General features: G+C 61.0%; 14 protein-coding genes and 1 pseudogene. 8 read left to right on the forward strand and 7 right to left on the reverse strand.

Going from position 1 to position 13196, the window contains the following annotated elements; genetic code table 11:
• Positions 1 to 105: 105 nt before the first annotated feature.
• From ACA047_RS00905 to ACA047_RS00915, 3 genes and pseudogenes are all read left to right on the forward strand, one after another.
• Positions 106 to 1026 (forward strand): LysR substrate-binding domain-containing protein, encoded by a 921-nt coding sequence (locus ACA047_RS00905; RefSeq protein ID WP_497355835.1) that lies wholly within the window; start codon positions 106 to 108, stop codon positions 1024 to 1026.
• A 187-nt stretch (positions 1027 to 1213) separates the two neighbouring features.
• A pseudogene (locus ACA047_RS00910) lies at positions 1214 to 2335 on the forward strand (Cache 3/Cache 2 fusion domain-containing protein); the annotation flags it as partial.
• 132 nt (positions 2336 to 2467) lie between these two features.
• Positions 2468 to 3190 (forward strand): methyl-accepting chemotaxis protein, encoded by a 723-nt coding sequence (locus tag ACA047_RS00915; protein WP_497360606.1) that lies wholly within the window; start codon positions 2468 to 2470, stop codon positions 3188 to 3190.
• A 34-nt stretch (positions 3191 to 3224) separates the two neighbouring features.
• On the opposite strand, the gene ACA047_RS00920 is transcribed toward ACA047_RS00915, so the two are convergent.
• Positions 3225 to 3437, reverse strand: coding sequence for a hypothetical protein (locus ACA047_RS00920; RefSeq protein WP_497355837.1), 213 nt, complete (start codon positions 3435 to 3437; stop codon positions 3225 to 3227).
• Here ACA047_RS00920 and ACA047_RS00925 point away from each other — a divergent pair.
• Entirely contained in the window at positions 3436 to 4650 is a 1215-nt protein-coding gene (locus ACA047_RS00925) for an aldose 1-epimerase family protein (RefSeq protein WP_497355839.1), read from the forward strand. The genes ACA047_RS00920 and ACA047_RS00925 overlap by 2 nt on opposite strands.
• Positions 4651 to 4656: 6 nt before the next feature.
• Here ACA047_RS00925 and ACA047_RS00930 read toward each other — a convergent pair whose 3' ends face one another.
• Positions 4657 to 6150 carry a YifB family Mg chelatase-like AAA ATPase gene (locus ACA047_RS00930; protein WP_497355841.1) on the reverse strand — a complete coding sequence of 498 codons (1494 nt, stop codon included), beginning with the start codon at positions 6148 to 6150 and terminating at the stop codon, positions 4657 to 4659.
• A gap of 216 nt (positions 6151 to 6366) precedes the next feature.
• The gene (locus ACA047_RS00935; protein WP_497355843.1) at positions 6367 to 6627 is read right to left on the reverse strand and encodes an accessory factor UbiK family protein; all 261 of its coding nucleotides are present in this window, start codon (positions 6625 to 6627) and stop codon (positions 6367 to 6369) included.
• A 414-nt stretch (positions 6628 to 7041) separates the two neighbouring features.
• On the opposite strand from ACA047_RS00935, the gene glnK reads away from it, so the two are divergent.
• The 4 genes from glnK to sutA all read left to right on the forward strand — a co-directional run bounded on the left by glnK (position 7042) and on the right by sutA (position 9816).
• The gene (gene glnK, locus ACA047_RS00940) at positions 7042 to 7380 is read left to right on the forward strand and encodes a P-II family nitrogen regulator (RefSeq protein ID WP_002555808.1); all 339 of its coding nucleotides are present in this window, start codon (positions 7042 to 7044) and stop codon (positions 7378 to 7380) included.
• A gap of 33 nt (positions 7381 to 7413) precedes the next feature.
• Complete coding sequence (locus ACA047_RS00945) at positions 7414 to 8748, forward strand: ammonium transporter (RefSeq protein ID WP_497355845.1); 1335 nt, start codon at positions 7414 to 7416, stop codon at positions 8746 to 8748.
• A 214-nt stretch (positions 8749 to 8962) separates the two neighbouring features.
• A complete protein-coding gene (locus ACA047_RS00950; protein ID WP_497355847.1) occupies positions 8963 to 9388 on the forward strand; it encodes a secondary thiamine-phosphate synthase enzyme YjbQ in 426 nt (141 codons plus the stop codon).
• Positions 9389 to 9489: 101 nt separating this feature from the next.
• On the forward strand, positions 9490 to 9816 hold the full coding sequence (gene sutA / locus ACA047_RS00955) for a dormancy-specific transcriptional regulator SutA (RefSeq protein ID WP_497355849.1): 327 nt from the start codon (positions 9490 to 9492) through the stop codon (positions 9814 to 9816).
• Positions 9817 to 10019: 203 nt separating this feature from the next.
• Here the strand turns inward: sutA and ACA047_RS00960 are convergent, their stop codons facing one another.
• Genes ACA047_RS00960 through dapF form a run of 4 tightly spaced genes read right to left on the reverse strand, consistent with a single transcriptional unit; the run spans position 10020 to position 13192 of the window.
• Positions 10020 to 10724, reverse strand: a complete 705-nt coding sequence (locus ACA047_RS00960; protein ID WP_497355851.1) for an HAD family hydrolase — start codon at positions 10722 to 10724, stop codon at positions 10020 to 10022.
• Positions 10721 to 11620 carry a tyrosine recombinase XerC gene (gene xerC / locus ACA047_RS00965; RefSeq protein ID WP_497355853.1) on the reverse strand — a complete coding sequence of 300 codons (900 nt, stop codon included), beginning with the start codon at positions 11618 to 11620 and terminating at the stop codon, positions 10721 to 10723. The genes ACA047_RS00960 and xerC overlap by 4 nt, the downstream gene beginning before the upstream one ends.
• 2 nt (positions 11621 to 11622) lie before the next feature.
• A complete protein-coding gene (locus ACA047_RS00970; protein ID WP_497355855.1) occupies positions 11623 to 12348 on the reverse strand; it encodes a DUF484 family protein in 726 nt (241 codons plus the stop codon).
• 13 nt (positions 12349 to 12361) lie between these two features.
• Complete coding sequence (gene dapF / locus ACA047_RS00975; RefSeq protein WP_497355857.1) at positions 12362 to 13192, reverse strand: diaminopimelate epimerase; 831 nt, start codon at positions 13190 to 13192, stop codon at positions 12362 to 12364.
• Positions 13193 to 13196 lie beyond the last annotated feature (4 nt).

Consider the following 13196-nt stretch of genomic DNA (forward strand, 5'->3'; position numbering starts at 1 on the left):
TCTCAGCGGTTTGCACAAAAGGATAAAAAACATTGCTGGCATGATTAAAACTCATGCTGGTGGGCTTTCTGGTAGGGTTCGCCAAACGCTATAGGAGCTTTCTCGATGTCGCGTCGTCTCCCTCCTCTTTATGCGTTGCGGGCATTCGAAGCCGCCGCGCGATACTGCTCGTTTACCCGGGCCGCTGAAGAACTGTCGATCACCCAGAGCGCGGTCAGTCGGCATATTCGTACGCTCGAGGAACACTTTGCCTGTCGGCTGTTTCAGCGTAGCGGCCGCAATCTGCAATTGACCGAAGCGGCGCGGTTACTACTGCCAGGCGTGCGTGAAGGCTTCATGGCGCTGGAGCGGGCCTGTCATACGTTGCATGGTGACGATGGCATCCTGCGCATGAAGGCTCCTTCAACCCTGACCATGCGCTGGTTGTTGGCGCGACTGAGTCGCTTCCGGCATTTGCAGCCCGGCAATGAGGTGCAACTGACCAGCGCCTGGATGGACGTCGACTCGGTGGACTTCAACACTGAACCCTTCGATTGCGCTGTATTACTGAGCAACGGGCATTTTCCTGCGGACTGGGAGGCCAGTTTGCTGTTTCCCGAGGAGCTGATTCCAGTGGGTGCGCCGAACCTGTTGAACGACCAGCCCTGGGATGTGGCGCGGCTGGCCAGTGCCGAACTGCTGCACCCAACGCCGGACCGCCGGGACTGGCGCAACTGGCTTCAACGCATGGACTTGTCTGACAAAGTCTCGCTCAAGGGCGGGCAGGTGTTCGATACGCTGGAGTTAGGCATGATCGCGGCGGCACGTGGTTACGGCGTATCCATGGGCGACCTGCTGATGGTGGCCGAAGATGTGGCCCAAGGGCGCTTGAGCTTGCCATGGCCGACCGCCGTCGCCAGCGGCGAGCACTATTACCTCGTCTGGCCAAAAACCCGGCCCGGAGGTGAACGTTTGCGGCGACTCAGCGATTTCCTCCAGGGCGAGGTCAAGGTCATGCAGTTACCTGCCGTAGAGCGTCTTGGCTGAAGCGTTGCAGCACGCGTGCTAGCCACTTGGTACTATTGCTTGCAAACCGCTCAAGTATCCGGTTTTGCCGCCGAATGTGTGGAGGCAGTACTTTCGTATTAGAAAGGGACTGTCTACACACCACCCGAATAAATTGCCGAGTGCGCGACGTGATCAGGATGATCCGGTCTCTCGGTTAGGAGCTGTCATGCCTCAACCCCGTGCCCGGATCGCCTCACAGCTAGGCCTTGCCCTCGCTGTGATACTGGCGGTCGTGATCTCCGGCAGTACCGTCTTTGCCCTGCGTTCGCTGGACAATGCCAACCTAGCCACCCGTGAAGAACACCTGGCCAGCGAAGCGCGCCTGATGGCCGATCAGCTCAATACCTTCCACGGCACCTTGCGTGAAAGCACCCAGCGGTTGAGCGGCCTGTTCGAAAAGCGCTTCAGCGCGGGCCTGAGCGTGCACACGGACCAGCCGATTGCGGTCGCCGGCGTGCAAGCCCCGAGCCTGAACCTGGGCAGCGAAGTGCTGAACAACAACTTCACGGAGGTTGACGAGTTCAAGCAAATGACGGCCGGGGTAGCCACGGTATTCGTGCGCAGCGGCGATGATTTCATCCGCGTCAGCACTTCGTTGAGCAAGCAGGACGGTACGCGGGCCATTGGCACCTTGCTCGACCGGGCCGGCCCGGCTTATGCCCCGCTGATGAGTGGGCAGAGCTACATTGGTCGAGCTTTGCTTTTTGGACGTTTCTACATGTCGCAGTACACCCCCGTACGCGACAGCAGCGGTAAGGTTATTGCCGTGTTGTATGTAGGATTTGATTACACCGATGCGCAGAACGCGCAGTTCGAGAACCTCAAGCGTTTCCGCATCGGCCAGACCGGTTCGCTGGCCTTGCTGGACGAGCAAAACAAATGGTTGGTACCGCCGGCAGGCGTGCAAGCGCTGGACCAGGCTGCCACTACCATTGTTGGTCTGGCCAAAAAACCGGGTAAGGGTGCGTTCTGGAGCGATACCGCCGAAGACTTCTACAGCGTTGCGGTGCCATTCGCAGGCGGGCCGTGGACGGTAGCGGCAAGTATGCCGAAAGCCGAAATTCGCGCCGTGACCTGGAGCGTCGGTACGCAACTGGCCATCGGCAGCCTGCTGGCGATGTTGCTGGCGGTTGGCGCGGCGATGTGGCTGCTGCGCAGCAAACTGGCGCCGTTGGGGGATCTAGTGCGTCAGGCCGAAGCGTTGGGCGCCGGCGACCTGAGTGTGCGTCTGAACGTGTCGAGTCATGATGAAATCGGCCAACTGTCCCGCGCCTTCAATCAGATGAGCCAGGCCCTGTCGACCATGGTCGAGCACATCCGCAAGGCCTCGCTAGAGGTCAACAGCCGCGCCCAGGCCCTGTCCGGGTTGTCCAGCGGGGCGTATGAAGGGATGGAGCAGCAGTCTGGCGAAATCACCAGCATGGCTGGCGCGGTAGAGGAGTTCAGTGCGACCTCATTGAACATTGCCGACAACATGGGCAACACCGAGCGCCTGGCTCAGGAAAACGCACAGCAAACCCGGATCGGTCGTACATCGATGGACGAAGCTTCGTCGTCCCTGGAACAAATTGCCGGCGCGCTGAACAGCACCGCCACGGTCATCAACACCTTGGGCCAGCGCTCCCAGGAAATCGGCGGCATCGTCGGTGTGATCACCTCGATTGCCGATCAGACCAACCTGCTGGCCTTGAACGCCGCCATCGAAGCCGCCCGTGCGGGCGAGCAGGGCCGTGGTTTCGCCGTGGTGGCTGATGAAGTCCGCAGCCTGGCGTCTCGTACCCGTAAGGCCACTGACGAAATTTCCGGCATGATCAACAGCATCCAGCAGGAAACCGGCAACGCCATTAGCACGATGGAGCAGGGCAACCTGTTGATGCAGGAAGGCCTGTCGCGCAACGCCAACGTCGCCTCGGCCCTGGCTCGCATCGACGAGCAGAGCCGCTCCGCCGGCCAGCAGTTCGCGGCAATCACCACTGCCACCCAGGAGCAAAGCAGCACCGCGACCCTGCTCAGCAGCAACCTGCAAAGCATCGCCATGGCTAACAGCGAACAGCGCCAAGTGGTCTCGAACCTGGCGATCACCGCCAAGGAACTGGAAAAACTGGCCCAGGACTTGCGCCAAGAGGTCGATCGGTTCCGCTGAGGCGTTCTGTGACTGTCGCGAGCCAGCCCAACCGCTACCCTTGTGGGCGCGGGCTTGCTCGCGAAGGCGGCCGCACGGCCAACATCCCTACCAACTGACCCACCGCTATCGCGAGCAGGCTCGCTCCCACAAACGCTTTTTTCTGCCCAGCCCTTTCTTTTTCGTCGTTATTGCCGCTTTTAGCCTTGCTGAAACGTTTCTTCAAGTCTATAAAAACCGCACAACTCCAAGAAAAGGCTGCGTTCATGACTCCGCTCAAGCTCCTCGTTACCCTTAGCGCCCTGGGCGCTGCCTCCCACGCCATGGCCTGGGATTACGTCCTGCTCGACACCGATAAAGCCGCTCAACCCTGGCAAATCACCAGCCAGCAACTCGGCGTGAAAACCGATAAACCCTTTTCCGTGTCGATGCGCACCCTGCACGGCGGCCGACAAGAAGGCGTCAGCATCGTCGACATCGACAACGGCACTATGAAGCTGTCAGTCGTCCCGACCCGTGGCATGAACGTGCTGCAGGCGTCGGTCGGCAATGTACGCATGGGCTGGGATTCGCCGGTGAAGGAAGTGGTCAATCCGGCCTTCATTGAACTCAACGGCCGTGGCGGGTTGGGCTGGCTCGAAGGTTTCAATGAACTGGTGACCCGCTGTGGCTACGAATGGGTCGGTCATCCCGGCATGGACAACGGCGAGCTGCTGACCCTGCATGGCCGTGCTGCCAACATCCCGGCCAACAAGGTGACGTTGCACATCGATGAAAAGCCTCCATACGCCATTACTCTGCGGGGTGAGCTAAAGGAGCAGGCCTTCAAGAAGGTCGACTTCTCGGTCCAGACCGAACTGGTCACCGAACCTGGCAGCGTGACCTTCGCCCTCAACGACACACTGACCAACAACGGCGACTATCCGAAGGAATACCAGGCGCTCTATCACAGCAATTTCAGCACCCCGTTCCTGGAGCAGGGCGCTCGCTTCGCGGCACCGGTCAAACAGGTCTCGCCGTTCAATGACAAGGCCAAGGGCGATTTGCCCGATTGGCAAACCTACCGAGCCCCAACCAAGGATTACGACGAAACCGTCTATAACGTCGTGCCGTACGCCGACGCCAAGGGCGACACGCTCACCGTGTTGCATAACAAGGCCGGCAGCCTCGGTGTGTCGGTGGGTTTCAACACCGGGACGCTTCCCGTGTTCTCCCTGTGGAAAAACACCGATACCCAGGGTCAGGGCTACGTGACCGGGCTGGAACCGGGTACTAGTTTTTCCTATAACCGCCACTATCAGCGACCACTGGGCCTGGTGCCCACCATCGCGGCGAAAGAGCAGAAGCAATTCCAGATCCACTACAGCCTGCTGGTGGACAAGGGCGCGGTGGATAAAGCGCTCAAGCGCATCGATGAAATCCAGAGCGGCCGGGAAACCGAGGTACGGGATACGCCGCTGGTGGACTTGACCAAACCATGATGAGGTTCAAGGTGTAGCGGGTCGATACTGCAAGGCTTCAGCCAGGTGCTCCCGGCTGATATGCCCCGCTTGCTCAAGGTCCGCCAGCGTCCGGGCGACCTTGAGCAAGCGGTGGGCAGCTCGCAGCGACAAGGTCAGCCGTTCACAAGCGGTTTCCAGCCACGTCTCATCGGCTGTGGACAGTTGGCAGTGTCGACGCAAACCCGGCAGATCCAGGAATGCGTTGGCACAGCCCTGGCGTTTTTGCTGACGGTCACGGGCTTGGGCTACCTGCTCGGCCACGGTGGCCGTATCGTCACCAGGTTCGCTCTTGGGGTTCAACGCCGTGGCTTCCCGGGCGACAGTCAGGTGTAAGTCGATACGATCCAGCAGGGGGCTGGAGAGCTTATTGCGGTAGCGCTGCACCATGTCCGGTGTACAGGAGCAACGGCCGCTGGGCTCGCCAAGGTATCCACAGGGGCAGGGATTCATCGCCGCCACCAACTGGAAGCGCGCCGGAAAACGCACTCGATCACGGGCGCGAGAAACCACGATGTGGCCTGACTCCAGCGGTTCTCTCAAGACTTCCAACACCTTGCGGTCGAACTCCGGCAGTTCATCCAGAAACAGCACGCCATGGTGGGCGAGGGTGATTTCCCCTGGTTGAGGTTTGGACCCACCGCCCACCAGCGCCGCACCGGAAGCCGAGTGGTGTGGCTGGCGAAACGGGCGTTGCGGCCAATGGCTCAACGGCACGCAACTGGCGACCGACTGAATCGCCGCGACTTCCAGGGCCTCACTTTCAGCCAACGGCGGCAACAGCCCTGGCAGACGGCTCGCCAGCAGGGTCTTGCCTGTGCCCGGTGGCCCGCTGAATAAGAGGTTATGAGCCCCCGCAGCGGCGATCAGCAACGCACGCTTGGCCCCGACCTGGCCTTGTACTTCATTCAGGTCCGGGTAGGGTTTGCTGGCCGAGAGCAGCCCGTTGGACGCAAAAAACTCGATCGCAGAGTGGCCGTTAAAGTGCGCCACCGCTTCGAGCAGATGATCCACGGCAATCACCTTCAGTCCCGACGCCAGGCAGGCTTCTTCGGCATTCGCCCGCGGCACCACCAGCGTACGCCCGGCCTTGCGCGCCGCCAGCGCTGCGGGCAATACCCCACGCACCGGCCGCACCGCGCCGGATAACGCCAGTTCGCCGAGGCATTCCACGTCGTCCAGCATCAGGGTCGGCACTTGCACGCTGGCCGCCAGGATCCCCAAGGCAATCGCCAGATCGAACCGCCCACCGTCCTTCGGCAGATCCGCCGGTGCCAGGTTCAACGTGATGCGCCGCGCCGGGAAATTCAGACCCGAATTGATGATCGCACTGCGCACCCGGTCCTTGCTTTCCTTCACTGCCGCTTCCGGCAAACCAACCATCGTCAGCGACGGCAAGCCATTGGCCAGATGGACTTCAACGGTAACGGCAGGAGCCTCCACCCCCACTTGGGCGCGGCTGTGGACAATGGCGAGCGACATGAATCGTTCCTTGAGGTGAATAGGACGCCGCATCCTGCGGTTCCTGAAGGTTAGTCGTGGGGCGGCGCTTCGGCGCGGCACTTGAAGGGGGAAATTTTGGCAGGATGTTGCGGGTAGCAGGTAAGGGCGAATCCCACGCTAATGGCGTGGGGTTTTTGGGTTCAGAGAATCCTGAAACAGTCGCAAAGCATTCCAGCACAGGGAATCGTACCGACGTTATTCGGCCTCAGCCCCGAGCTTCGCCTCCAACTCCGCCACCTTCGCCTCCAAACTCTCCAACCGTGCCCGTGTTCGGGCCAGCACCACCATCTGGCTATCGAATTCTTCCCGGCTCACCAGGTCCAGCTTGCTGAACCCGCTTTGCAGGAGGGCCTTGAGCTGGCTTTCGATTTCGCTTTTAGGGAGTGGGGTGTCGCCGCTCAAGAGGCGGGAGGCGTGGCCGCTCAGGGCGTCGAGGAGGTCTTTGGGCGCAAGCATGGCAGGTGTCCTGAAAACAATGGCGGGCAGTGTACCACGCAGTGTCTATAGTCAATTCGCAAGCAAGAGATGCACGCTTTTCGCGCACCGGGGCGGGCATGACTGCACTGTTGTTGTGCGTATCGCCCCGGTTCGAGGCGCGCCGCGAGCCGGCACAATGAGTAAAGGATTGAAATCAGAGGGTTTGGGTACAGATGGCAAGCTTTCTGCTTAGAGGCTGATGACCCATGCACTGATGCAGTCGCTGTGACGAATGCAGTGCAGCAGGCGGAGCGGGGAGTTTCGTCAGGAAAGGTTAACTGGCACCAGTCGGGTAAGTTGGGCCGACGATGCGTTACAAAGCCAGGCACTGCGCTTAGACTTGAGTCGGGTTTGTTTTCCTGGGGCAAGTCCACCAATTCGGGAGAAAGTTTCATGAAACTAGTCACTGCCATCATCAAGCCGTTCAAGTTGGACGACGTGCGCGAGTCGTTGTCCGAGATCGGCGTGCAGGGCATTACCGTTACTGAGGTCAAAGGCTTCGGTCGGCAGAAAGGTCACACCGAGCTGTATCGCGGCGCGGAATACGTGGTCGATTTCCTGCCCAAGGTGAAGATCGATGTCGCCATTGACGACAAGGATCTTGACCGGGTTATCGAGGCGATCACCAAGGCGGCCAACACCGGCAAGATTGGTGACGGAAAGATCTTTGTGGTCAATCTGGAACAGGCTATTCGCATCCGTACCGGCGAAACCGATACCGACGCCATCTAAGTCGCCAAACCCAACGCCCCAGGAGAAAACAATATGACTCTGCGTAAATTCGCAGGGCTAGGAGCCCTGTTGTCCTTCGCAATGCCTGGCCTGGCCATGGCAGAAGAAGCGGCAGCCCCAGTCCTGAACTCCGGCGACACCGCCTGGATGCTGACTGCCACGATACTTGTACTGTTCATGACCATCCCAGGCCTGGCGCTGTTCTACGGCGGCATGGTTCGGTCGAAAAACCTTCTTTCCGTGATGATGCAGTGCTTTGCCATTACCGGTCTGATCAGCATTCTGTGGGTCATTTATGGCTACAGTATCGCGTTCGACACCACGGGCATGGAGCAAGGCGTCGTCAACTTCAACTCCTTTGTCGGCGGCTTGGGCAAGGCGTTCCTGGCGGGTGTTACCCCGGCCAGCCTGACCGGCCCGACGGCGCTGTTCCCTGAAGCGGTGTTCATCACCTTCCAGATGACCTTCGCCATCATCACCCCGGCCCTGATCGTCGGCGCGTTTGCCGAGCGGATGAAGTTCTCCGCCATGCTGATCTTCATGGGCGTGTGGTTCACCCTGGTGTATGCACCGATTGCACACATGGTCTGGTCCGGCAACGGCGGCCTGCTGTGGGACTGGGGCGTGCTGGACTTCGCTGGCGGCACCGTGGTGCACATCAACGCCGGTGTCGCAGGCCTGGTGGCGTGCCTGGTATTGGGTAAGCGCAAAGGCTTCCCGACTACGCCAATGGCGCCGCATAACCTGGGTTACACCCTGATGGGCGCAGCCATGCTGTGGGTCGGCTGGTTCGGCTTCAACGCCGGTTCTGCCGTCGCCGCCAACGGCACCGCTGGCATGGCGATGCTGGTTACCCAGATTGCCACCGCTGCGGCGGCGCTGGGCTGGATGTTTGCCGAGTGGATCACCCACGGCAAGCCAAGCGCACTGGGCATTGCCTCAGGCGTGGTGGCGGGTCTGGTTGCGATTACGCCGGCTGCCGGCACCGTGGGCCCGATGGGCGCCCTGGTCATCGGCCTGGCGGCGGGCGTGGTGTGCTTCTTCTGCGCCACCACCCTTAAGCGCAAACTCGGCTATGACGACTCCCTGGACGCCTTCGGCGTGCATGGCATTGGCGGCATCCTCGGCGCGATCCTGACCGGCGTGTTCGCAGCGCCGGCCTTGGGTGGCTTCGGCACCGTGACTGACATCGGCGCGCAAGTGTGGATTCAATTCAAGGGTGTGGGCTTCACAGTGGTCTATACCGCGATCGTTACCTTCATCATCCTCAAGGTCTTGGACGCCGTCATGGGTCTGCGTATCTCCGAGGAAGAAGAGGCCGTGGGCCTGGATCTGGCCCAGCACAACGAACGTGGCTACAACCTGTAAGCACCACGCACAAAAAAAATGCCCGGTTCGCCGGGCATTTTTTTGTCTGTAATTTGTCATTGCTCACAGAGGGAGCTGGTTTTTCCGACGGCTTTTGTTGTGTAGGCGACATGGGTTTTTCTACCGCCAAAGGCTTACATCGAAGCAAGAGTATTAGGCCCTTTGTTTTTTTTCAGAGCGCGCTAGAATGCGCGCCGAACGTGCGGAGATCTGTATGTGGCAACAGACGCTGATAACCCTGCGGGCAAGGCCTCGGGGCTTTCATCTGGTAACGGACGAGTTACTCGCCGGCCTGCCTGAACTCCAGGCGTGTCGTGTCGGTCTGTTGCATCTGTGGCTGCAGCATACCTCGGCTTCGTTGACCATCAACGAGAACGCCGATCCGGCGGTACGTCGAGACTTCGAACGATTTTTCAATCGGCTGATCCCACAAGGAACCGCCGACTATGAGCACAACGACGAAGGCCTGGACGACCTCCCGGCGCACTTCAAGGCCAGCGTGCTTGGCTGCCAGCTCAGTTTGCCGGTTACGGCAGGACAGCTGGCATTGGGTACCTGGCAAGGTGTTTATCTGGGCGAGCACCGTGATCACGGCGGTGCTCGTAAAGTCCTCGCCACCTTGTACGGTGAAGGGGCGTAACCGCTGATGGCTGGCGGATGTTGAATTTTTTCTGGCAGCCTTCGACAGATGGCAAAGCTGGGCTATAACTAATCTGCTTTTGGCAAGTCATGAGGTAGAACATGAGCGACGATGATCTGGAAAACGACGACCTCGAAGTAGGCGATGAAGACGAGGCCGAAGAAGGCCTGGAAGCGGCGGCTGAAGACGTTGCCGACGATGATGGGGCCGATGTACCGGTCCCGACGACCGCCAAAGGCAAGGCCAAGGCGGCAGTGTCGGTCGACGAGTTGCCGAGCGTAGAGGCCAAGAACAAAGAGCGTGATGCGCTCGCCAAGGCCATGGAAGAGTTCTTGGCCCGAGGCGGAAAGGTGCAGGAAGTGGAGGCCAACGTGGTCGCTGATCCGCCCAAGAAGCCTGACAACAAGTACGGTAGCCGCCCCATCTGAGCACCTGCTTCTTGCTTGCTGAAAAAGCCCGCCGTCGCTGCGGGCTTTTTCATGGCTATAAAAATCCAGTCCAGACGCCGACCCTGTGGGAGCGAGCCTGCTCGCGATAGCGATCTATCCGTCACATCAATGCTGGATGTGCCATTGCTATCGCGAGCAGGCTCGCTCCCACAATGGGTCTTGGTGGCTACAAAATAGACGGTTCAGGGCTGGCGATGCCACCCCGCCAACAATCCCGGGAGCTCGGTCAGGCTGCGAATCTCTGCATCCGGCGCATGATCGGCATCCCAGGCCTTGCCTGCCGGGTTGAACCATACCGCGCGCAGGCCAGCCTGCTGGGCGCCAGCGATGTCATCACCGGGGTGATCGCCTATGTGCACCGCGGTTTGCGCAGTGGCACCGCCGCGCTGCAGGGCTTCGTGGAACAGCCGGGCGTCAGGTTTGGCGATGCCGATGTCTTCGGCGCACAGGGCAAACTTGAAATAATCTGCCAAGCCCAGGCGACGCACGTCGGCGTTGCCATTGGTGACCACGCCGAGGGCGAAATGGTTGGCCAGAATCTCCAGGGTGGGTTGCACCTCGGGGAAGATGTCCAGTTGATGACGCGCGTGCAGGAACGTCTCGAAAGCCTGGTCTGCCAGCGCTGAGGCTTGCCATTGGTCATAACCGGCCTCCTGCAGGGCACGAAACAGCACCCGCCGGCGCAGTGCACTGATGCGGTGCTTCAGGCCGGGTTCCTCGCGCAGCACTTGCTCGCGAATGGCAAACAGATGCTCCACCGGCACGCCGCCCAGGTTTGGTGCGTTGTCGGTCAGCCACTGGCGTAATGCGGCTTCGGCGCTGGCGATCACCGGGGCGGTGTCCCACAGGGTGTCGTCGAGGTCGAAAGTGATGAGCTCAATGGTCATGATTCGTCGCCCTTGATGCGTTTGGCCCTGGGGTGGGCGCTGTCATAGACCGTCGCCAGGTGCTGGAAGTCCAGGTGGGTGTAGATCTGTGTGGTCTTGATGTCTGAGTGGCCGAGCAACTCTTGAACGGCGCGCAGGTCCTGAGAGGATTCCAGCAGGTGGCTGGCGAAGGAATGCCTGAGCATGTGCGGGTGCAGGTTCTGTCCCAGCTCGCGCTCGCCGGCCACCTTGACGCGCAACTGGATCGCCCGCGGGCCGAGGCGTCGGCCTTGCTGGCTGACGAACACCGCGTCATCGGCCGGGTTGGTCAGCGTCCGCAGCGGTAGCCACAGTGCCAGGGCTTCACGGGCCTTGCGGCCGATGGGCAGCAGACGTGTCTTGCTGCCCTTGCCGAGCACCTGGACCATGCCGTCGGCCAGGTCCAGTTGATCAAGATTCAGCCCCGTCAGCTCCGAAAGTCGCAGGCCGGAAGAATAGAACAGCTCGATAATCGCCTGGTCCCGCCGTGCCAGGAAGTCGTCCTCGACCGCGCCTTCAAGCAGTTGCAGGGCACGGTCGGTGTCGAGGGTTTTGGGCAGTCGGCGTTCGCCCTTGGGCGGCGCCAGGCCGGTGGCCGGGTCGTGGTCGCACAGGCCTTCGCGGTTGAGGTAGTGGTACAGCCCGCGCACGGCCGACAACAGTCGAGCCAGGCTGCGGGACGATTGCCCTTGTTGATGCAGGCGGGCAACCAGGCTGCGCAGGCGCTGGATGTCCAGCGCCGACCAACTGCCAATGTTCTGCTTCTGGCACCAGCCCAGGACTTTGTCCAAGTCGCGGCGATAGGCCGACAACGTGTGGGGCGACACCTGGCGCTCACTGCGCAGGTGTTCGCAGTAGGCGTCCAGTTGCCGTTCCATCGTCAGCGTACCGAGCGCAGCGAGCCGGCAACCCGTGGCAGCACCCGACCGGTGACTTCGGCGATGTAGCTCAAAAACAGCGTACCCACCGAACTCTTGTAGTGCTGTGGATCGCGGCTGGCGATGGCCAGCACACCGTGGACGCCCTGATGGGCGATGGCGACGACGGCAGTGGAGCCGATCTGCTTGCGCTGTTCTTCACCGAACAGGAAGTCCAGTTCATGCTCGCGCAGGCTGCCGCTGACGCTTTTGTTTTCCGTAAGCAGGCCGCCGATGGCTGTCTGTGCATCGGCGTGGGTCACCCAGCGACCCACCGGCATGGCGTTGTCGCCGAACAGGATCAGGCTGACAAAAGGCACCTGGAAATCCTGGCGCAGGCTGTCTTCGACACTCATCACCAGGTCTTCGAGGGTGCTGGCGTCCATCAGGGCCAGGATCAACCGACGGGTCTTGTCGAAGAGCCGGTCGTTGTCACGGGCCACGTCCATCAGGTGCGAGAGACGATGGCGCATTTCGATGTTGCGCTCGCGCAGGATCTTCATCTGGTGCTCCACCAGCGACACGGTGTCACCGCGTCGGTGGGGGATGCGCATCGACGCAAGCAATTCTTCATGCGCGACGAAGAAGTCCGGATGAGCCTCCAGGTAAGCGGCCACTGCCGCTGTCTCCGGAAGCTGGATAGGGGATTCGTCGGGCTGTGGGGCTGGAACCTGTGGCTTGTCGGTCATGGGTTTGGCTCACTCAAAGACGAACTTGTCCTTCGTATACACGTACTGCCGGGCCGGTCATCATCACCGGTTGGCCGGGGCCTGCCCATTCGATGGACAGGCGCCCGCCGGGCAGGTCGATCAACAGTGGTGAATCCATCCACCCTTGGCTGATCGCCGCGACTGCAGCGGCGCAGGCGCCGGTGCCGCAGGCCTGGGTTTCCCCGGCACCGCGTTCCCATACGCGCAGTTGCGCACGATGGCGGTCAATGACCTGCAGGAAACCGACATTCACTCGCGCAGGGAAGCGTGAATGGTGCTCGATTTTCGGCCCCAGCTCGTGCACCGGTGCGCTGTTGATATCGCTGACCCGCAGCACGGCATGGGGGTTGCCCATGGACACTGCGGCCAGCTCCACCGTGGTGCCGTCGACTTCCACTTGATAGGTCAAGGCTTGGGCCGGCGCTTGGAACGGAATGTCTGCTGGTGTCAGGCGCGGAGCGCCCATGTTCACGCCGATCTGGCCATCGCTGCGCACATCCAGTTCGATGATGCCGCTTTTAGTCTCGACGCGGATCTGCCGTTTGGCGGTCAGGCGCTTGTCCAGCACGAATCGGGCGAAACAGCGCGCGCCGTTGCCGCATTGCTCCACTTCCGAGCCGTCGGCGTTGAAGATCCGGTACCGGAAGTCCACGTCCGGGTTGTTGGGCGCCTCGACGATCAGCAACTGATCGAAACCGATACCGGTGTGCCGGTCGCCCCATTGCTTGGCGTGCTTGGGCAGGATGTGCGCGTGCTGGCTGACCAGGTCGAGGACCATGAAATCATTACCCAGGCCGTGCATCTTGGTAAAGCGCAGCAGCATGGTT

Source organism: Pseudomonas sp. LBUM1664, from assembly GCF_059695895.1.